Origin of the sequence: Micromonospora sp. NPDC051006 (assembly GCF_044456245.1) — a bacterium.
Classification (GTDB): domain Bacteria; phylum Actinomycetota; class Actinomycetes; order Mycobacteriales; family Micromonosporaceae; genus Micromonospora.
Genome location: NZ_JBITFP010000033.1, coordinates 51069 through 69828, shown reverse-complemented (window position 1 = coordinate 69828; position 18760 = coordinate 51069). Strand labels below are relative to the sequence as shown.

At 67.9% G+C, this 18760-nt stretch carries 20 protein-coding genes; 10 read left to right on the top strand and 10 right to left on the bottom strand.

Features of this window, described 5'->3' with window-relative positions; all coding sequences use genetic code 11:
- Window positions 1-209 precede the first annotated feature (209 nt).
- The 4 genes from ACIBBA_RS31520 to ACIBBA_RS31505 form a co-directional block, all read right to left on the bottom strand.
- Window positions 210-1154, bottom strand: coding sequence for an NADP-dependent oxidoreductase (locus ACIBBA_RS31520; RefSeq protein WP_396702233.1), 945 nt, complete (start codon window positions 1152-1154; stop codon window positions 210-212).
- A 53-nt stretch (window positions 1155-1207) separates the two neighbouring features.
- Window positions 1208-1681: a GNAT family N-acetyltransferase gene (locus ACIBBA_RS31515; protein ID WP_396702231.1), complete on the bottom strand. Its 474-nt coding sequence runs from the start codon at window positions 1679-1681 to the stop codon at window positions 1208-1210.
- Between the two features lie 2 nt (window positions 1682-1683).
- On the bottom strand, window positions 1684-2013 hold the full coding sequence (locus ACIBBA_RS31510; RefSeq protein WP_396702229.1) for a GNAT family N-acetyltransferase: 330 nt from the start codon (window positions 2011-2013) through the stop codon (window positions 1684-1686).
- Between the two features lie 131 nt (window positions 2014-2144).
- Entirely contained in the window at window positions 2145-3062 is a 918-nt protein-coding gene (locus tag ACIBBA_RS31505; RefSeq protein ID WP_396702227.1) for an NADP-dependent oxidoreductase, read from the bottom strand.
- A 468-nt stretch (window positions 3063-3530) separates the two neighbouring features.
- Between ACIBBA_RS31505 and msrB the strand changes: the two genes are divergently transcribed.
- From msrB to nhaA, 6 genes are all read left to right on the top strand, one after another.
- Window positions 3531-4022, top strand: a complete 492-nt coding sequence (gene msrB / locus ACIBBA_RS31500; RefSeq protein WP_396702225.1) for a peptide-methionine (R)-S-oxide reductase MsrB — start codon at window positions 3531-3533, stop codon at window positions 4020-4022.
- Window positions 4019-4525: a peptide-methionine (S)-S-oxide reductase MsrA gene (gene msrA / locus ACIBBA_RS31495; RefSeq protein WP_091343884.1), complete on the top strand. Its 507-nt coding sequence runs from the start codon at window positions 4019-4021 to the stop codon at window positions 4523-4525. The genes msrB and msrA overlap by 4 nt, the downstream gene beginning before the upstream one ends.
- 53 nt (window positions 4526-4578) lie before the next feature.
- A complete protein-coding gene (locus ACIBBA_RS31490; RefSeq protein WP_396702222.1) occupies window positions 4579-4731 on the top strand; it encodes a hypothetical protein in 153 nt (50 codons plus the stop codon).
- A 245-nt stretch (window positions 4732-4976) separates the two neighbouring features.
- Window positions 4977-5633 (top strand): TetR/AcrR family transcriptional regulator, encoded by a 657-nt coding sequence (locus ACIBBA_RS31485; RefSeq protein ID WP_396702220.1) that lies wholly within the window; start codon window positions 4977-4979, stop codon window positions 5631-5633.
- Between the two features lie 601 nt (window positions 5634-6234).
- Window positions 6235-6663 carry an OsmC family protein gene (locus ACIBBA_RS31480; protein WP_396702218.1) on the top strand — a complete coding sequence of 143 codons (429 nt, stop codon included), beginning with the start codon at window positions 6235-6237 and terminating at the stop codon, window positions 6661-6663.
- Between the two features lie 249 nt (window positions 6664-6912).
- Window positions 6913-8805 (top strand): Na+/H+ antiporter NhaA, encoded by a 1893-nt coding sequence (nhaA, locus tag ACIBBA_RS31475; protein WP_396702216.1) that lies wholly within the window; start codon window positions 6913-6915, stop codon window positions 8803-8805.
- Window positions 8806-9590: 785 nt separating this feature from the next.
- On the opposite strand, the gene ACIBBA_RS31470 is transcribed toward nhaA, so the two are convergent.
- Window positions 9591-10232, bottom strand: coding sequence for an SIMPL domain-containing protein (locus ACIBBA_RS31470; RefSeq protein ID WP_396702214.1), 642 nt, complete (start codon window positions 10230-10232; stop codon window positions 9591-9593).
- A 210-nt stretch (window positions 10233-10442) separates the two neighbouring features.
- Between ACIBBA_RS31470 and ACIBBA_RS31465 the strand changes: the two genes are divergently transcribed.
- Window positions 10443-10982: a GNAT family N-acetyltransferase gene (locus tag ACIBBA_RS31465; protein WP_396702212.1), complete on the top strand. Its 540-nt coding sequence runs from the start codon at window positions 10443-10445 to the stop codon at window positions 10980-10982.
- Window positions 10983-11092: 110 nt separating this feature from the next.
- On the opposite strand, the gene ACIBBA_RS31460 is transcribed toward ACIBBA_RS31465, so the two are convergent.
- On the bottom strand, window positions 11093-12394 hold the full coding sequence (locus ACIBBA_RS31460; protein ID WP_396702210.1) for an MFS transporter: 1302 nt from the start codon (window positions 12392-12394) through the stop codon (window positions 11093-11095).
- 58 nt (window positions 12395-12452) lie between these two features.
- Between ACIBBA_RS31460 and ACIBBA_RS31455 the strand changes: the two genes are divergently transcribed.
- Complete coding sequence (locus ACIBBA_RS31455) at window positions 12453-13310, top strand: transcriptional regulator (protein WP_396702208.1); 858 nt, start codon at window positions 12453-12455, stop codon at window positions 13308-13310.
- A 186-nt stretch (window positions 13311-13496) separates the two neighbouring features.
- Here the strand turns inward: ACIBBA_RS31455 and ACIBBA_RS31450 are convergent, their stop codons facing one another.
- From ACIBBA_RS31450 to ACIBBA_RS31435, 4 genes are all read right to left on the bottom strand, one after another.
- Window positions 13497-14885, bottom strand: a complete 1389-nt coding sequence (locus ACIBBA_RS31450; RefSeq protein WP_396702206.1) for an FAD-binding oxidoreductase — start codon at window positions 14883-14885, stop codon at window positions 13497-13499.
- Window positions 14886-15069: 184 nt separating this feature from the next.
- On the bottom strand, window positions 15070-15456 hold the full coding sequence (locus ACIBBA_RS31445) for a DUF302 domain-containing protein (protein WP_396702204.1): 387 nt from the start codon (window positions 15454-15456) through the stop codon (window positions 15070-15072).
- An 848-nt stretch (window positions 15457-16304) separates the two neighbouring features.
- Entirely contained in the window at window positions 16305-16520 is a 216-nt protein-coding gene (locus tag ACIBBA_RS31440; protein WP_396702202.1) for a hypothetical protein, read from the bottom strand.
- A gap of 200 nt (window positions 16521-16720) precedes the next feature.
- Window positions 16721-17299, bottom strand: a complete 579-nt coding sequence (locus ACIBBA_RS31435) for an alpha/beta fold hydrolase (protein WP_396702200.1) — start codon at window positions 17297-17299, stop codon at window positions 16721-16723.
- A 124-nt stretch (window positions 17300-17423) separates the two neighbouring features.
- On the opposite strand from ACIBBA_RS31435, the gene ACIBBA_RS31430 reads away from it, so the two are divergent.
- Window positions 17424-17969, top strand: a complete 546-nt coding sequence (locus ACIBBA_RS31430; protein WP_396702198.1) for a PadR family transcriptional regulator — start codon at window positions 17424-17426, stop codon at window positions 17967-17969.
- Window positions 17941-18594: a GyrI-like domain-containing protein gene (locus tag ACIBBA_RS31425; protein ID WP_396702196.1), complete on the top strand. Its 654-nt coding sequence runs from the start codon at window positions 17941-17943 to the stop codon at window positions 18592-18594. The genes ACIBBA_RS31430 and ACIBBA_RS31425 overlap by 29 nt, the downstream gene beginning before the upstream one ends.
- The last annotated feature ends 166 nt before the right edge of the window (window positions 18595-18760 follow it).

Below are 18760 nucleotides of genomic sequence, written 5' to 3'. Positions count from 1 at the left end.
CCCCGCACCCGCGACTACGTGCAACGACGCACCAAACAAGGCCTCGCCAAGACAGACATCATGCGCTGCCTCATTGGGGGAGTATCGGTCCGCGAGGTCCACACCGCGCTCATGGCCGACTTCACCGCCCTCAACACCGCTTGACGTCCATAGGAGCATCCACGTAGCTGATGCTGATCCAGGAGGGCCCGCTTGCTGCCTCCGAGTCCTTATGGACGGACGCGGATGACGGTCTTCCCCGTGGTCCGCTCGGTCGGGTTGAGGGCGGCGACGGCGTCGTCGAGAGCCGCGACGGTGCCGATGTTCGTCCGCACGCGTCCGTCCCGGACCCGCTGGGCCATCTCACCCAGCTGGGCGCGGTCGGACACGACAACGAAGTCGATCGCCAGGCCGTCAGCGGGCCGCGCCTCCGGCGGCCCGGTGACGGTCACCAGCGTCCCTCCGGCTCGAACCAGACCCGCGGACCGCCTCTGGATGTCGCCACCGATGACATCGAAGACCAGGTCGACTCCGCCGACGTCTTCCAAGGTGTCGTTGTCGAGGTCGACGAACTCGTGCGCGCCGAAGTCGACTGCGGTCTGCCGGCCGCTGGCACGTCCGGTGCCGATGACGTAGGCGCCGGCCTGACGGGCGAGCTGCGTCGCCATCGAACCGACAGCGCCGGCCGCACCGTGCACCAGGACGCTCTGCCCCTCCACGAGGCGGCCGTGATCGAACAGACCTTGCTGGGCGGTCAGGCCCGCCATCGCGACGCCTGCGCCCACCGTGAAATCGACGTCGCCCGGCAGCGGCGCGAGGTTGCGTGCCTCGACGACTGTGTACTCCGCGAGGGTGCCGTCGCGTGTCCAGTCCGTGATGCCGAACACCCGCTGTCCCACCGACAGGCCGGTTGTGCCATAGCTGAGGGCGGCGACCACACCGGCGACTTCGTGGCCGGGGATCGACGGCGTCCGGTCCCGGCCGAGGCGATCGATCCAGGTCGAGGGCCACTGCAACTCGTTCCCGGTGAATCCCGATGCATGAACTTCGACGACGACATCGCCGTAGTTCGCGCCCTCCAGACTGGCGAGCCTCGCTGCGTCGGGGTCTGGCCGCTCCGCCAGCGTCATCCCCGCCGTTCCCGCGGCCTGGTCCGTCACCACGATCGCTTTCATCTGAATGCCTCTCCGTATCAGTCCTCGCCCACCCCCGTCTGAAGGCCGGACGGCTAGGTCATGTCGTTCTCGAACGCGGTGAGCTCCTCGTCGTGGTCGCCTCCCGCGGGTGCGCGCTGGGGGTAGGCGCCGGCGCCGGGATGGACCTTGTCGATGAGATCGAGGTATTCCGGGTTGCGGGCAATGAACCTACCCACGACCGGGCAGATGACGGTGATCTTCTTCCCGCTCTCGCGGATCTCGTCCAGCACGCGAGCGACGAGCTCCGTGGCCACCCGATTGCGTCGGTAGGCGGGGTCGACCCAGGTGGTGAGCAGCACGACACGGCCGCCGACGAACCGGTACGGGAGCTCGGCGATCGCTTCGGCGCCGAGGGCGGCGATCCAGCGACCGCGCTCCGCGTCGTTGATGACATCGAGCTCCCAGCTGGATTCCACCTCGCTGAGACTTGCCTCGTTCAGAGCAGCGATGAGCGCCGCGTTGTTCGTTTCCCGGGTGGCCGCCTCGGCCTCGAAATCGATCGTCATTGTCACACTCCGGGGTGCTCAGGGTCGACGAGGTCGGCGTACTCGGGGTTGTGCTCGATGAAGTTGCGCACGATCGGGCACATGATGGTGACCGTCCTGCCTTGCACGCGCACGTCGTCCAGGACGCGTCGGATCAGCTCGGTGGCGATGCCCTGTTTGCGGTACTCGGGGAACACCGAGGTGGCCAGCAGCACGAGCCGGTCGTCTCCGGCGACGTTGTAGCTCAGCCCGGCCACCTCTCGGTCCCCGACGATGGCGTCGTAGATGCCGAGTTTCTCGTCGTTGACGACTTGGAAGTCGGTCATGGGGATACGCCCCTCGTTGATGGTCATCAGCTCACTCCCGGGTCGTGGCGGTGGTCGTACTCGCCCAGCCGCATGCCGTCGACGGGAGGTAGGACCCAGCCATCGACGGACTACCCACTCCTGCGGCGGTCGTGCTCGTGCTCGCGTATACCGAGTCCTTACGAGCGAACGCGGATGATCGTCTTTCCCTTGATCCGCTCGGTCGGGTTGAAGACGGCGACGGCGTCGTCGAGGGTCGCGACGTTGCCGATGTTCGTCCGCAGCCGACCATCCCTGATCCGCTGGACGACCTCACCCAGTTGCGCGCGATCGGCCTCGACAACGAAATCAACCGTCAGGCCGTCCGCCGGCTGAGCTTCGGGCGGGCCGGCAATGGTCACCAGCATTCCTCCGGCTCGGACCAGACCCGCAGAGCGTTTCTGGATGTCGCCACCGATCACGTCGAAAACCAGATCGACGCCGGCGACGTCTTCCAGGGCGTCGTTGCCGAGGTCGACGAACTCCTGCGCGCCGAAGTCGAGCGCGCTCTGGCGGTCGGCGGCACGTCCAGTGCCGATGACGTAGGCGCCGGCCTGACGGGCGAGCTGGGTCACCATCGAGCCGACTCCACCGGCCGCGCCGTGCACGAGGACGCTCTGCCCCGCCTGGAAACGGCCGTGCACGAACAGTCCCTGCCACGCGGTCAGACCCGAGATCGGCAGGCTCGCCCCTACCGTGAAATCGACATCGCCCGGCAGCGGCGCAAGGTTGCGCGCCTCGATGGCCACGTACTCGGCCAGGGTGCCGTCACGACTCCAGTCCGCGAGGCCGAACACCCGCTGCCCCACCGACAGACCCCTCGTGCCATAGCCGAGCGCGCTGACCACGCCAGCCACCTCATGGCCCGGGATCGACGGCGTGCGGTCCCGCCCGAGGCGATCGGTCCAGGTCCCGGGCCACGTCAGCTCACCCGGGGTGAATCCCGACGCATGCACCTCGACGAGGACATCGTTCACCGTCGCCTCCGGCTCCGGTCGCTCCACCAGCGTCATCCCGGCCGTTCCCGCGGCCTCGTCCGTCACCACGATCGCCTTCATCCGGCGCCTCCCTGTATCCGGTCCTCGTTTGCACGATCACGAGGCGCAAGTCTCGTTTCACCATTGGCGGCGTTTCCACCGAGTCACGATCTGCGTTGGCAGCACCCGGTTCCCTGGGAGTGGCGCGACGTCCGTAGAACTCGGCGCCGGTGGGCAAGCCCGACAGGTCGTCGCTAGCGGCCGCACCCGGTCGGGCGCCCCGAACCTAGCCGCAGGGGAACTGGTCGGTCAAGTCCACTCCGGGGGGCGAAGCGGATGCCACCGTGGCGGCAACTTACCCCAGGCCATCCACCGTGGCCACGGCACCCGGTCGAATCCCGTCCGGGCAACTTCTCCGGACTCGATAGTCCAAGCTAGGTACGGGCTGCGGGAATACAAGCGGCCCGTAGGGTGTCTGTACATCTGCGCGTTCAGGTGCGCTTCACCTGGTTCCCCAGCTTCGCGGCGAAAGGCCGGGAAGGAAGAGCTGTGCAGCAGCAGACCCAGTACCACAAGAACCCGGAAGCCGTTTCGCGGCTCGACCCGGAGCAGTACCGCGTGACCCAGCAGGACGGCACCGAGCGCCCGTTCGCCAACGCCTACTGGGACAACCACGAGCCCGGCGTCTACGTCGACGTCGTGTCCGGCGAGCCGCTGTTCGCATCGGTCGACAAGTACGACAGCAACTCCGGCTGGCCGAGCTTCACGAAGCCGATCGGCAAGACGAACGTTATCGAGCGCGAAGACTCCAGCCACGGGATGATCCGGACTGAGGCCCGCTCGCTGCACGGGGACAGCCACCTCGGCCACGTCTTCAACGACGGTCCCCTCGACAAGGGTGGACTGCGCTACTGCATCAACTCCGCGTCGTTGCGGTTCATCCACCTCGACGACCTGGACAACGCAGGGTACGGCGAATACCGCGCCCTGTTCACGAGTGACGCCAACACGGACACCGACGACAATAAGGAGACGATGTGACCACCGAGAAGGCGATCCTCGCCGGGGGCTGCTTCTGGGGCATGGAGGAGTTGTTCCGCCGCCAGCCCGGCGTCGTGTCCACGCGCGTCGGCTACAGCGGCGGCGACGTCCCGAACGCCACCTACCGCAACCATGGCACCCACGCGGAGTCCATCGAGGTCGTCTACGACACCGAGAAGACCGACTTCCGCGCGTTGCTCGAGTTCTTCTTCCAGATCCACGACCCCTCGACGAAGAACCGCCAGGGCAACGACATCGGCACCAGCTACCGCTCGGCGATCTTCTACACCAGCGACGAGCAGAAGCGGGTCGCTGAGGACACGATCGCCGACGTCGACGCCTCGGGCCTGTGGCCCGGCAAGGTCGTCACCGAGGTCACCCCGGCAGGCGACTTCTGGGAGGCTGAGCCCGAGCACCAGAACTACCTGCAGACCTACCCCAACGGTTACACCTGCCACTTCCCCCGCCCCGGGTGGAAGCTCCCGAAGCGGGCGACGGCCTGACACCTCCGGCGCGGGCCGACGCGGTCGGCTTGGACGAGGAGTCGGCCGGCTAGGTGCAGGCTCTCTCCGACACCGGAGACGTGGCCTTCGATCCACAGCACGAGGTGCTGGTGTGCGCGGCGTTGCGGGAGTTGCGCCGGGGTGCGACGCGCTCCCCCGGTGACCGGGCTCGCGCTGACCGCGTCGCGCATCAGGACGAGCGCTGACCTCCGGCGCACCGCTCACGACGTTCGCCGAGCAACTCCTGAGCAGCAGCTGTTCGCCACGGCTAGGACTAAATAGTCCAGGAAGAATCGCCCTATCGGTGATAGCGGGGACATAGCACCCCGTTAGGCCAAGTGGGCGGTGAATGCGTTCGTCCTTCACCATCACCCGAATGCGACAGGACGCCGGATGGACTCCAAGGTCCCATTCTGGATGGATTATCTGGCGCGATGGATACACTTGACCGATGGGCGACGAGCAGGTGGCTGCGCCGACGAAGCAGCGGAGGATCAGCCAACGCGGCATCGCGACGCGAGAGCGGATCCTCGAGGCGGCGAACCGGCTGATGTTCGTGCGCGGAGTGAACGCGACCACCCTTGACGACGTCCGCGAGGCAAGCCAGACCAGCAAGTCTCAGCTTTACCACCACTTCGCCGACAAGCAGGAACTCGTACGCGCCTTGGTCAAATATCGAGGCGAGCTTGTGCTTCAGCGCGAGCGCGGAGGGCTCGAACGACTGAGATCGTTCTCAGGGCTGGTCCGGTGGCGTAACGCGCTGGTCCAAGCCAACTCGCTGAACAACGGTAAGTACGGGTGCGGCCTCGGGTCGATGGCTGTCGAGCTGTCCGATCAGGATGAGCAGGCTCGATCGATGCTTTCGGAGACGTTTGCGGCATGGGAAAAGCTGATCAGTGATGGTCTGCACCGGATGCGGGAAAGCGGTGCACTGCGCCAGGACGCCGACCCGGAGAAGTTGGCCACGGGGTTGATGGCAGCCTTGCAAGGCGGCTACCTGCTGGCGAACGCCGCGCACAACGTCGCACCCATGGAAGTTGCTCTGGACATGGCGCTGGGACACATCAAATCGTTCCTCTCGGAGCCGTCCGGCGACCCGACCCGTTAATCGGGCCCCCTTTCATCATGATCAGCTGGTCACGGCGGGTGCGAGCAGGCCGGAGACGATGAGGGCGAGCTGCGGGTAAGGCAGCAGTCGGACCAAGATCCGACGCCCCCGACCGGGAGCCTCGCCGTGCTGTCTCACCCCGCCACGATCCCGCGGTCCAGCCGAACCCTGGATCACCGGGCATCGATGTTGCACGTGTTGGATTCGGGGTGCCGGCCGGCAGGGCGAAGTCGATGCCTCCGGATTTGAGTCCGCCCAGTCGTGGGAGCGAGACGATCGCCGACCAGGTGCGTGAACGACGGCGCATCCTCACACCAACGGACTTATTAGTCCATCTCTAGACCTGACATCGAGTGAACTCAGCTGACCCTTACCGCCTCTGGGAGCAGCTGAAGCACCCCGAGGCGATGGCTCACGAGGGCCGAGCGGTTCTGGCAACGAGCGATCAATTGGACTATCCAGTCCGCCGAGGCTAACCTGCGGAGGTACCCGGTCATGGGGTGATACGCCCGGCCACAGCCCCCGCTCAGACTGCGGCTCGGCTGCTGCTGGATCCGCGTACCTGGACCGCACCACCACGATCTACAGGAAGGCGCGGCTGATGGAAACCGATCGGGATCGTGTCGTCGCATCCGCCCGAGCTGTCCTCCCGGCCACTGAGCGCCGGCGCACGGACATGACGACCCGCGGCTTCACGTTCGTCGCCGATGAACCGCACAACGGCGCACTCGGCGAAGGCCCGACGCCGACGGAGTACCTGTTGATGGCGCTCGCGTCGTGCACTGCTCAGACGCTGCGGCAGTATGTCGACTACAAGTACGACACCGCCGGTGACATCACCGTCGAGATCGACTACCACGAACCCGAGCAGGAAGGCGCAGAGCGTTACCTGCAGCGCACGATCACGCTGAGTGAAGAACCTGACCTGGACGACTTGAAGGTGATGCATGAGATCGCCGAGAGGTCCCCGGTGACCCTGCTGATTCAATTCGCGTGGAGCGTGCGGACCGAGTTTGTCGGGCCACGCTGACATCAGGCCGCTTACTGCTCGGCGATCAAGGCCGAGCAGCAAGTGGCTGTCGTTGCGGTCGTCCCGACCATGAGCTCACCTGATAGCCGCCCGCATCCCGCAGGGCATCTGCGGGCCCCGTCGCTCTCTCCGCGGCCGGCCGCAGCTGGGGCAGCGCGATCAATAGTGAACCGAGGGGTCGTGTGCCCGCACTGCGGCACGTGATCTCGCTGTCCATGCTGGCCCGGCCAGCGCGCCGGAAGGTGACGTGTGACCGAAACCAAGATGAGCGGCCGAACGATCCGGATGCGGAGTCTAGCCGCACCGGTGCGTGCCTTTGCGCGAACTGAGTCCGGCAGCGCCCGCGTGCTCGTGGCTGCCATCGTCGCCGCACTGCTCTGGGCCAACATCGACCTCGGCTCCTACGAAGCCGTCTGGCGCACCCAACTGTCCCTGCGCCTCGGGCATCTCGAGCTCTCGCGCGACCTGCACACCTGGATCAACAGCGGCTTGATGACGCTGTTCTTCCTGGTCGTCGGCCTTGAGGCACGGCGTGAGTTCGACCTCGGCGACCTACGCGACCGGCGACGTTTCGTGCTGCCCAGTGTGGCCGGCGTGATCGGCATGCTGATCCCGGTGCTGATCTTCCTGGTGATCAACCACGGCGGGCCGGGCGCGCATGGCTGGGGCGTGGCCATGTCGACCGACACCGCCCTCGCGTTGGGCCTGCTGGCACTGCTCGGCCGGGGCATGCCCGACCGGGTCCGGATCTTCCTGCTCACCGTGTTCGTGGTCGACGACTTGATCGCACTCATCGTCATCGCCCTGGTCTACAGCGACGACATCAAGATGATGCCCATCGTGGTGGCCGTAGCGGCGTTCGTGGTCATGCTGGCCATCCGCGCAGCCGGCGTCCGACGTGGCTTTGCGTACGTGCCGGTCGCCATCGTGATGTGGAGCGCGCTGCTGGTCAGCGGAGTCGACCCCGTGGTGGCAGGACTGGCCATCGGGTTGACCGCGTTCGCCTACTCTCCCGGCCGAGCTGAGCTCGAGCAGGTCAGCGGGCTGTTCCGGTCGTTCCGCGAGCAGCCGACGCCCAAGCTTGCGCGTACGGCTTCGATCGGCCTCGCGAACACGCTGTCGCCCAACGACCGCCTTCAGCGCATCTACCACCCTTGGTCCAGCTACGTCATCGTGCCGCTGTTCGGGCTGGCCAACGCCGGCATCAGCATCGACGGTCCGTTCCTGGCCCAGGCTTTCGCGTCGCCTGTCACCTGGGGCGTGCTGCTCGCCTATGTCGTCGGCAAGCCGCTCGCCGTGATCGGCACGTCGGCCGGGCTCACCTGGATCTCGCGGGGCCGCATCCGTCCGGCCGTGGGGTGGGCGGGCGTGCTGGGCAGCGGCACGATCGCCGGTGTCAGCTTCACGGTGTCGCTGCTGATCGCCAGCCTGGCCTTCACCGGCGACCAACTGGCCGAGGCCAAAGTCGGGGTGCTCGGCGCCGCGATCGTATCCTCGGCGCTGACCTGGACCGCGTTCCGCGTCACCAACATGCTGCCCGAGGACAAACGCAACCGGGCGCTCTTCGGCGACATGACGGAGTTGATCGACCTCATCCCGGAGGTCGACGAGAAGCAGGACCACGTCCGCGGCCCAGCCGGCGCGTCGGTAACGCTGGTGCAGTACGGCGACTTCCAGTGCCCGTACTGCGGGAAGGCTGAGCCAGTCGTCCGGCAGTTGCTGGGCCACGCCGACCTGCGTTTCGTGTGGCGTCACCTGCCTCTGTCAGACGTGCATCCGCAAGCCCGACCAGCAGCCGAGGCCGCCGAAGCAGCGGCCGCTCAGGGCAAGTTCTGGCAGATGCACGACCTGCTGCTCGACCACCAGGACAAGCTGAACATCACTGATCTCATCAAATACGCCGGCGACCTCGGTCTGGACCAGAAGCGCTTCCACGACGACCTGATGAGCCAGGCCCACGCCGGCCGCATCGAAAGCGACATCGACTCGGCCGACAACAGCGGCGTGTCCGGCACCCCGACGTTCTTTATCAACGGCCGCCGCCACTACGGCGCCTACGACATCACGACCTTGACCGCCGCCATTCGTATGGCCCGAGCCCGGGCCCACCTCGGCCGCGAGGCACCAGCGATCCGTAGCTAACCGCGTTCCGTTGGCTCGACAGCACGCCGGTCGGTACCAGCTGATCCCGGCCTGACGCCGCTGGAGTTCATGGGCATCGAGGATCAGGGCGGGATCACTACCGCCGTCGGGCTCGCCGAGGCGCCGAGCCTGGCGCGGGGGCAACTGTGCGCGACACCTCTTCCTGATCTGGTGCGTCAGGTCGCCGCGTCAGCGACTGTCGCGCGGGTGGTGCGGCGGCCCTGGATCGTCAGGTGGTGGCGGTGGTATCTCCTCGAACACATCGTCCACCTGCGCCGGCTGCTTCGGGCCGGACGCGTAACGCACCAGCCAAAACGCGATGAGCGCCACAAGGACGACGATCAGAAAGAAGCATGCTATCCCCCCGGTGATGCCCATATCGTGAAATTAGCGTGTTATGCACAGCGCGGGACTCGGTTTCGAGGATGTCGATCGGGTGGGCGGCGACCTCGACCAAGGGTGACGACCCGGCCCCGCCTCCTGGACCGGCTGGCACCACCACGTCACCCTCGCGGCCGCCCAACTGTTCCGCACCCAGTTGCGGCCAGACCGACAAACAGCAGGGCAGACCCGAGCCTGCACGCCGACCTCCGCGAACTGCGATCGATGCGGCTGCCCCTGGTCGCTCTCAATGGCCGGGGCACCGCGTCTCAGCCGAGGGGTGCTCGGGCCCCCGTGCGCGACCGATGGACGTGCGCCTTCACGCCGGATCCGGGGGTCCGTGGGAAGACACAGCGACGGTCGGTGGGCTCTGCGGTGGGACCGGCCGGCGCCCGGACGTGGAATCAGTCGTGCGTGATCGAGAAGCCGAGGATTACCGCAGCAGAAACGACCACATGCCCGGGAGCGAGGTCCTGGGCAGAGGCCGCGCCGCCCGAGCCGTGGCCACGGTATCGCTCGTGCCCCACGCTTTCTGGATCAACGTCGTCGATGTGCACGACGGCGCCGAGCCGGACACCGGCGGCGTCGGCGTACAACTCGGCCTTGCGCCGAGCAGCCGCTACCGCCTGACGGCGAGCGTCCGCCCGCATCTCCCCCTTCGTCGTGACGTCGAAGTCAACCGCCTCAATCTCGTTCGCGCCGGCGACGACGACGTCATCGAGCAACTGCTGAACGACGTCCAGCCGGCCGGACTCCATGGCAAACGACGCCTGGCACTGATAGCCGAGGAACACCCGCTCCGGGCCGTAGCCACTCCACGAGCTCTTGAGGTCGAGCCTTGACCGCTCCACCGCGCTGTCGGCAACACCGTGGTTGCGCAGCGCCTGACGCACCTCGTGCACAGCCGCAGCCGCCGTGGCGAACGCCTCCGACGGAGTCTGTTCCACCCGCACGACCCGGAATCTCGCTCGGACCATGTCCGGCATGGACTTCACGCTCGCCGCGCCGTAAGCGGTGACACCCCACGGCCGCTCGATCAACTGCATGACGTTGATCTTATGAGGCGCTCCCACCGAGCGCTGTCCCCGATCATTGCGCAGCCGTCACCGACCGCCGCTACCGGCCTGTTCACGAGAACGGGAGGCTCATGCAGGCGTGGCGTGTCGGGACCGGCCGCGTAGGTGAGGCCCGGGCCGGTTGGTTGGTCGGTCCGTGAGTCTTGATCGCGGCCCGGGTCTGCTGATTAGCTCGCCGACATGACTGAGCTCGGACCCGTCGCCTGGCCGCCCGAGCCGATCCAGACCGAGAGGCTCGTACTGCGTGAGTCCGAGGCCCGGGACCGTGCGGCGTTCATCGAGCTGCTGGCCTCGCCAGAGGTGCACACCTACCTCGGCGGCCCTCGGCCACGTGACGAGCTTGAACGCGAGATGCCCGAGGCGCCCGAGCGGTGGCCCGGAAGTTTCGTCGTCGATCTCGGCGGGGCGATGATCGGTCAGATCCTGCTCAGGAGAGCAACGGGGCACCGTCGCCCGGCTGCCGCGGGGAAGGCCGATCTCGGGTACCTGTTCCTGCCGCGGGCGTGGGGATTCGGGTACGCCGCCGAGGCGTGCACGGCGGCACTCGACTGGTTCGACGCCGTCCTTCCCGGCGAGCCGGTGGTGCTCACCACCCAGACCGCCAACGTCGCCTCGATGCGCCTCGCGGCAAAGCTGGGGTTCACCGAGATAGAGCGGTTCCGGGCCTGGGACGCCGAGCAGTGGCTCGGCCTGCGATCCCCGGTCACGCCGGCTGCTTGAGCTCGTGGTCGACGGCACTGCGACAGAGGTTGAAAGGTACTGCGCCTGGAGATTGCGGGTCCGACCGCTGGATCACAGTCAGAGTCGACCTCGCCCGGGTGACCCGGAAGTCAGGACAGGTGCGGCTGCGCGGACGCAGGTGCGTGAGAGGCGCTCGCGCGGGCTTCTACCCGTCGGAATTCGGATGAGGTGACCGTTCGTAACGTCGCTGCGAGCACGAGAGCGCAGAGTGCTGCTCCGCCCCAGAAGACCGCTCGTACGCTGATCAGCTCCGCGGTGAGGCCGGCGAACAGAGCCCCGAGCGGCATCGATCCCCAGCTGGTCAGGCGGCTGACTCCGCTGTAGCGGCCCATCATCTCGTCGGGCACGACGAGCGCGCGCAGCGAGCTGTAGGTGACGTTCCAGGCGCCGGAACCGGCGCCGCCCAAGACGGTCGTCACGGCGATCAGCCGAGGCGACGAGGTGATCGCCGGTGCTGCCAGCAGCACGGCGAAGCTGGCCATCGACGTGGCAAGGACGACCCGCCGCCCCAGCCGGCGAGTGAGCGCGGGCGCGGCGGAGGCTCCCACGACGCCGCCCACTCCCAGGGCGCCGATCAGCAGTCCGTACTGCGAGCGGCTCAGATCCATCGGCCCGGGTGCGACCGCGTAGACGACGATCACCGCCATCCAGGCCGCCCAGCATCCGCTCGCCGCGCCGGCCACCAGCAGCAGGGTCCGCAGAATCCTTTCCCGCCACACGTATCGGATTCCCTCCCAGATGTCGGCGCGGAGGCCGCACGCGCCCGTCGCCGGTCTGGGGTAACCGTTGCTGCGGTAGTGGCCGGTCATGATCGCCAAGGGGAGCAGCGCGCCGGCGTAGCCCACGCCGCCGGCGCCGAGCGCGGCGGCCAGTCCGGCGGCGGCCAGCAGGCCACCCAGAGGCGGCCCGATGAACTCGTTGGCCGCAGTCTCGGTCGCGGTCAACTTCGCGAACGCGGATTCCATGCGATTGCGGGGCACGACCATCGGCACGACCGACATTCGGGTTGTGTCGGCGAACACCTCGGCGGTGCCGAGGAGCAGCGCCCCCGCGTACAGGCCGGCCAGCGGGAGGATATCCGCGAGGATGGCACCCACGAGCACGGCCAGGACCAGGGCGCGCGCCGCGGCCATCGTCATGATCAGGCGTCGGCGGTCGACCCGGTCGGCGAACGCGCCGGCGGGCAGCGAGAACACCAACCAGGGCAGAGTGTTGGCCAGGGTGATTCCGGCGACCAGCGCCGGGGAGTCCGTCATCGAGACGGCCACCAGAGGCAGGGTCAGCTTGACGACGCCGTCAGCCAGGTTGGTGACCGCGGCGCCTGCCCACAAGGCTCTGAAGTTTCGCGCGCTCACGGACGTCGGGTCGCTTGGCTGGGTGTCGCTGTGCATGGCGAGGAGCTTGCAGCGTCGCGCGGTGCCACCCTAGAGTTTCGACTGGAGGCGAAACATGGCGGTCTTCCTGGTCGACGCCGAAGTGATGGCGCAGGCGCGTTTCGGCACTTCACAGCTCACCGAGACGTTGGGGGCGCTCAATATCCTGCGCCGGGGTCAGCCGCTTCCGTGGCACCGGGCCTGGCGGGACCAGCATGTCGATGCGTTCCATGACTATCTCGACGGCGACCCGGTGACGGCGGCCATCGTCGCGCACGCGATCTCGTCCTCCTGGATGGCTGACTTCCTGACGGTGCCGCCCGCCCGTCCGGACATGACGCTGGACGACGAGCTCGTGGAGCTGGAGTCACTGCCGGACGACCGGATCCGTGAGGATCTGGCCCACGTACGGTCCCCGCTGGCCCCGGAACTACGCGGTACAGGGTTAGCGGGCCGGACGGCCGCTCTGTTGCGCTGGGTCTGGCACCACACGATCGAGCCGGACTGGCCGCGCCGACAGTCGGTGCTGCGCGCCGACGTGGTGTCCCGGATCTCCCGCCTCGGCAGGGACGGATGGTCCGGGGTCATCAACGACATGCGGCCGGGCATGCACTGGATCGGCGACGGCCGGCTGCAGGTCGAGCAGCGGCCTTACCCACCGTGCGACGTGCGGGGCGGGACGCTGACCTTCTTCGCGGCTCACTGCCGGGGCGGCTGGATCTCCTGGAGGTTGCCCGACCGCTTCGGGATCGTCTATCCGGTGACGGGGATCTTCACCGAGACGGCTCTCTCCACACCGGATCCTCTGCGCCGCCTGCTTGGAGATCTCGATGCAGGATTCTGGTGCAGGCGTCCGAGCCGGTCAGCACCACGGCCGTGGTCGCCGCGACCGGACTGCCGCTCGGCACGGTCGGTGGTCACCTGCGCGTGCTGACGGAGGCCGGCCTGCTCCAGAAACGCCGGTCGGGCCGGGAGGTCCTCTACTGGTGGACGGACTCCGCCCGGGCACTCGTGGCCGGAGCCTCATCGTTCTGACGGAGGCTCGGTGCGTCGACATGAGCTTCGGGGATTGACCACGTGGGCCCGGGGATCCCGGGGGGGCGTCGCCAGGGCTCGTCGTTCACCGTCCCGGACTGATGTTGTGGTTGACGCGGAACATGTTGCCTGGGTCGAAGGCACGCTTGGCCTGCACCAGACGGTGGTAGGTGTCCGGATCGTAGGCCCGCGCCACCGCCTCAACCGTCGTGTCGTAGCCGGTCAGGAAGTTGGCCTGCTTGCCGCCCGTCGCCCAGGGGGCCATCGCGTCGGCGAGCGCGGCCAACGGCGCGCGGAACTCGTGCGCCATGCCGGGCGCGCCGAACGCGGCAGCGGAGAGCTGGAAGGCGGCGTCCCGGTTGCCGACGGCGTTCGGCACACGCGGTTCGCGGCCGAGCGCGCCGCCGAGCTGGCGGATCTCGATCGTCGCCGGGGTGTCGGCGCCCGGGCCGGCGACGGCGATCAGCGCCTCGGCGGCCTCCGCCGGAAAATCGCGGAGCAGCGCCGACATCTCGTACGTCGGGGCCGGCGCGACAGGATCGGCGTGGATCGCGGCGATCCCCGTGTACGGCATCTCGGCCACCGTGTCGATCAGCGCCGGCGCCGCGGCGCGCAGGTCCGCGACGAGCCGTTGACCGTCGGCGGCTGGCCCCAGGTAGGCGATCCGCACGTGGACGGTGAAGCGGTCTCGCAACGGTTCCGGCACGGACGGCACCGACGGCAGCCGCAGGAACGCGAACGAGACCGTCAGCTCCTCCGGGGCGGCGGCAACCAGCCGGCAGTACGCGTCGATCACCTCCTTGACGTGTTCGCCGGCAAAGTACAGCCCGCCGCCGTACAGGCTCGTCACCGGCACCAGGCCGATGGTGAGCGAGGTGACCACGCCGAAGTTGCCCATGCCACCCCGGATTGCCCAGAACAGGTCCGGCTCGTGGTCCGTGTCGATCCTCCGGAGCGAGCCGTCCGAGGAGACGATCTCGGCGGTGTGCACATGGTCGGCGGCGTAGCCGTACGTGCGGCCGAGGGTCGGGCTGAGCCCGCCGCCGAGGACGTAGCCGACCATACCGACGTTGGGCGACGAACCGGCCAGCGGCGCCAGGCCGGCCTCGGCCGCCGCCTCGATCAGTCGCTGGGCTGTGACGGCGGCGCCGATCGTCGCCGTACGCGACCCCGCATCGACGCTGACGCCACTGATCCGGCGCAGATTGATCATGACGGCGCCGTCCGCGGGCACGACCGCACCGTGCCCCGTAGCGACCGCGGCGACCGGCAGACCGTTCGCGTCGGCAAAGCAGACGGCGGCCTGCACGTCGGCGGCGGACGTGGCACCGACCGCGACGACCGGGCGTTGCGCCAGGGCCGTATTCCATGTGGCGGTCTCCGCGGAGTAACCCTCGTCGCCGGGCACCAGAACCGGGCCGGCGACCTCCGCGGTCAGCCGGGCCAGATTGTCCCGGTCGATGACGTACGCCATTTCGTAGCCTTCCCGGTCCCGTCGCCTCCTACACGCGAGGGTGGAGCCGGACTGGCCGGGCGCCTACACATGGGGGGCGCTGGGCCTCGTCACCGATCCGCAGGGCCTCGACAGCTCGAGCCTCTCGTCGCATCGCCGCGCTGTGCACAAGAGTGACGTCTCCTGCGGCCGATTCGGGCCGTGCTCAATGGCCGTCGATGGCGGAGGCGATCTTGGCTGGGGCGTTCAGGGGTGCAAGCTGGTCCTCGCCCAGTCCGTACCGCTGGGCGAGGTACGCGGGGTCCTGCCAGGTGACCAGCGAGCCGGGCTGGCCGTCGTCCCGCACCATGAGTCGCATTGGCAGGTCGATGGCGATCTCGGGTCGGGCCTGCATGAGCGGAGTGCCCGCCTGCGGGTTCCCAAAGATGATGACCTGTGTGTCGGGCATATTCAGTCCGGCCTTGCGAGCGGCCGCCGCATGGTCGACCACCGCCGCCACCGCAGCGCCTACGCGTTCGGCCTCAGCCCGCAGCGCCGAGATTGTCGCTCCGACATCGTGGGCGCTCCGCCTGGTCACCAATCCGTCGTTCACGGCCGACCCCCCGATCACCGTGTCGCTGGGCGAACCCGTCTCATCTTGCCCGCAACCGAGGCCAGTGCGGGGAGGTTTGCCATAAACGGCCCGCCGGCCCTCCCCGCAGGGCCCCTACCTGCCGTGACCGCACGTGACACCGCATGCGAGGCGGCTCACGAGCAAGCAGTTCCTCGAGCACATCCTCGACCAGAAGCGCTTCGGTGTGATCTGAGTCGATGGCAGGACAAAAACGGATCGCCTCGCCAGCCCGTCCCGACCTACCTTGTAACTGGATCTGCTTTCTCCGACCCGATCACGAGAGGACTCCACCCCGCGTGACGCCGCCTGCTCTTTAGACCTGACACCTTCCCGCATCGGTCGCCGACGTCGCCGTCGGCTCATTTCCCATGCCTTCCGTCAGGTCTTGAGAGAGATCATGTCTACGCGTCCTCATATCGTTCTGTCCTGGACCCTTGCGCGCACGGGCCTTCCCGAGCTCGCCTTCCGCTGCGTCCACCGCCCTTCCGGCCCCGCCAGCACCGGCCTTTCCGACCCCGCCACCACCGGCGATGGGAAGTTCCGCGTCAGTGCCAACGACAAACTCCGCGACGTCTGGCGCCTGGTCGCCTGCGTCACCTGCGACCAGGACTTCTCCCCTCGCCCCGAACGGTTCATCGCCCAGAGGGCTGGGCATCAGCCGCGAGCAGATCGCTCGCTGCGTCAAGATCGGCGTTCAGCTCAATCGAAGACCTCACCAGAGCTTCTCGTTCGTCCTGCTATGAGCCGCCGCCGTGGGCCCGAGCCGCAGGGAGAGGCAAGGTGGCCCTGCCCCGGACTACATCACGCGGCGGTCCGCGCGCGGTCGCTCATGACCGGGCGCGTACGAAGGTCAGGGCCAGCCCGATACCGGCGACGAGGGTGAACGCGCAGGCTCCGTCGTCGACCCTGACCGGGTCGGGCCACGGATCTGGTTCCAGGTGCTCGAGGTCAGATCCGGTAGTTTCCCGCCGGGTCGGGCTGTTGACGGTCTCGATGTAGCGCATGGCGCCGGCGGCGGAGCGACCGAACAGCTCGCGGAGCATCCGTAGGTCACCGCCGCCGGCGGTCCATGGCCCATGATCCGGTCCGGGATTCGAGGTTGACCCGAGTTCCGTGGAACTTCGGTGGCGGCTCGTTGGTGTTGGGTGCCGTTGAGTGCGTCCGGAGCGTGACGTGGTGGTCGTGTTCAGGAAGCCCGAGCGCCGAAGCCGTGGCTGTCGTCAGGAGGGCTCTGGGCTGCCCGCTATTCCTGGGTGGCGGGTCCGTGGTCGTCGAGTTCAATCGCCTTCGCCACCTCGCTCAGGTCGTTGTTGAGCTGGTGATCGCGCCCGGGCAGCGGGTGCAGTCGTGCCTGCGGGATGACGCGGGCGTACAGGTCGGCGTGCGACGGCGGGGCCGTTTCGTCCTGGAGTCCATGGAACACATGCACCGGCACGCCTTGCGGCAGCCTCGCGCCGAGGTTGTGCGGCAGCTCGAACTCGTCGCCGGGCCATCCGCCCGCACCGACGAACGGGGCGGCGATCAGCACGATCGCCGCGAGCTTCTGCTCCGGTGGCCGCTCGGCGAGCGCGTTGATGAGGATCGTCCCGCCCACCGAATGGCCCGCGACGACTGCGCCGTCGCCCAAGGCCGTCATTTCACGCCGGATGGCCGCGCTCCACCCGGCGTAGCTGGGCTCGCCCTCGTCGGGCATGCGCGGGTAGCGGACCTCATACCCGTCGCCGAGCTCGCGCCTCAGGCTGTCGACCAGCTTGTTGTCCCATTCGTCGTGCACGCCCGCGCCGCCGCCCTGGATGAACAGGAACCGCCGGGTGCCTGCCATGACGATCCTCCTTCGCGCCCTCGTGACGATCCGGTTCGATACCCGCTGCCGGCCCCTGCGAAGCCGGGGCCTGGATGCAGGTGGCGTTGACCCGCCGGAGCTATTCTAGTGCTAGAGTACGGTCGTGGAGTTGACTCCCGCTGAGCTGACCGTGTTGGGCCTGGTCATCGAACGGCCGCAGCACGGTTACGACCTGGAGCAGGTGATCGAGCAGCGCGGCATACGGCAGTGGACCGACATCGGGTTCTCCTCGATCTACTACCTGCTCACCAAGCTGGAGCAGCGCGGCCTGCTCGATGTCCCGGAGGCTCCGGCCGCCGCCAAGTCCCGCCGCGTCTTCCACGCCACCACCGAGGGCCGCCGGGTTGCGGCACGTAACGCACTGGCCTTCGTCGCTGAGGCGCGACCGGTCCCACAGTCACTGCTGGTCGGCGTCGCCAATCTGTCCCTGCTCTCGGCGCAGCAGTACGCACAGGCACTGCGCACCCGGCTGGCGCAGCTCGAAGCCCGGATCGCCGCAGTCCAGGCGGCGCAGCAGGCACAAGCCAACCTCCCGCTCGCAGCGCGTGAGGTGTTCTCCTACTCCCTGAGCCTCATGGATGCAGAAAGGCAGTGGCTCGCCACCCGAGTCCAGGTGCCCCGTGACCAAGAAGACCGACGACAAGATTGACTTCAAGAAGACCCTTGACGCCTACCAAGGGCAACGAGGCCGGTTCCGGATAGTCGACGTACCCGACATGCAGTACCTCATGATCGACGGCCACGGCGACCCCAACACCTCGCCCGCCTTCACAGAGCCGGTCGAAGCGCTCTACCCAGTGGCCTACAAGCTGAAGTTCGCCAGCAAGCGAGACCTCGGGCGCGACTATGTCGTCCCGCCTCTGGAAGGCCTGTGGTGGGCCGAGGACATGGCCTCCTTCACGGTGGCACGGGACAAGTCGCGGTGGGACTGGACGCTGATGCTGATGGTCCCCGAGTGGATCAACCAGATCATGTTCACCACCGCCGTCGAGCAAACCGCTGCCAGGCACCGGCCGACGCGTCTCGACGGCGTCCGCCTCCAAACGCTGTCCGAGGGGCGGTGCGTGCAGACGTTGCACGTCGGTTCCTTCGATGACGAGGCCGACGTCCTCGCACAACTGCATCATCAGTTCATCCCCGGCAACGGGCTTCGCATGGCCGGAACCCACCACGAGATCTACCTCAGCGACTATCGCAAGGTCGCACCCGACAAGCAGCGCACCATCCTCAGGCAGCCAGTCACCACCGACACCGTGGTGGCCGACACCCAGTGACGGGCGGGTATGCGCTCATCGGCGTGTGCGGACGGCGCCACGCGACAAGCGGAAGCACCCACCTGAGGACTCGGATCCGCCGAAGAGGTCAACAACCAGAAGCGGGTTTCGGGCGATCGTTGGCCGACCTACGCCCCGGTACCCGTCAGATCAGGCAAGCCATGCT

What these genes read in the sequence shown, in the direction of transcription:
- ACIBBA_RS31480 (WP_396702218.1), top strand. Translation starts at nt 6,235, where the DNA reads ATGGAAACCGATCGGGATCGTGTCGTCGCATCCGCCCGAGCTGTCCTC.
- ACIBBA_RS31440 (WP_396702202.1), bottom strand. Translation starts at nt 16,520, where the DNA reads ATGCTCCGCGAGCTGTTCGGTCGCTCCGCCGCCGGCGCCATGCGCTAC.
- ACIBBA_RS31485 (WP_396702220.1), top strand. Translation starts at nt 4,977, where the DNA reads ATGGGCGACGAGCAGGTGGCTGCGCCGACGAAGCAGCGGAGGATCAGC.
- ACIBBA_RS31450 (WP_396702206.1), bottom strand. Translation starts at nt 14,885, where the DNA reads ATGGCGTACGTCATCGACCGGGACAATCTGGCCCGGCTGACCGCGGAG.
- ACIBBA_RS31465 (WP_396702212.1), top strand. Translation starts at nt 10,443, where the DNA reads ATGACTGAGCTCGGACCCGTCGCCTGGCCGCCCGAGCCGATCCAGACC.
- ACIBBA_RS31505 (WP_396702227.1), bottom strand. Translation starts at nt 3,062, where the DNA reads ATGAAGGCGATCGTGGTGACGGACGAGGCCGCGGGAACGGCCGGGATG.
- ACIBBA_RS31455 (WP_396702208.1), top strand. Translation starts at nt 12,453, where the DNA reads ATGGCGGTCTTCCTGGTCGACGCCGAAGTGATGGCGCAGGCGCGTTTC.
- ACIBBA_RS31520 (WP_396702233.1), bottom strand. Translation starts at nt 1,154, where the DNA reads ATGAAAGCGATCGTGGTGACGGACCAGGCCGCGGGAACGGCGGGGATG.
- ACIBBA_RS31470 (WP_396702214.1), bottom strand. Translation starts at nt 10,232, where the DNA reads ATGCAGTTGATCGAGCGGCCGTGGGGTGTCACCGCTTACGGCGCGGCG.
- ACIBBA_RS31515 (WP_396702231.1), bottom strand. Translation starts at nt 1,681, where the DNA reads ATGACGATCGATTTCGAGGCCGAGGCGGCCACCCGGGAAACGAACAAC.
- ACIBBA_RS31510 (WP_396702229.1), bottom strand. Translation starts at nt 2,013, where the DNA reads ATGACCATCAACGAGGGGCGTATCCCCATGACCGACTTCCAAGTCGTC.
- ACIBBA_RS31435 (WP_396702200.1), bottom strand. Translation starts at nt 17,299, where the DNA reads ATGGCAGGCACCCGGCGGTTCCTGTTCATCCAGGGCGGCGGCGCGGGC.
- ACIBBA_RS31460 (WP_396702210.1), bottom strand. Translation starts at nt 12,394, where the DNA reads ATGCACAGCGACACCCAGCCAAGCGACCCGACGTCCGTGAGCGCGCGA.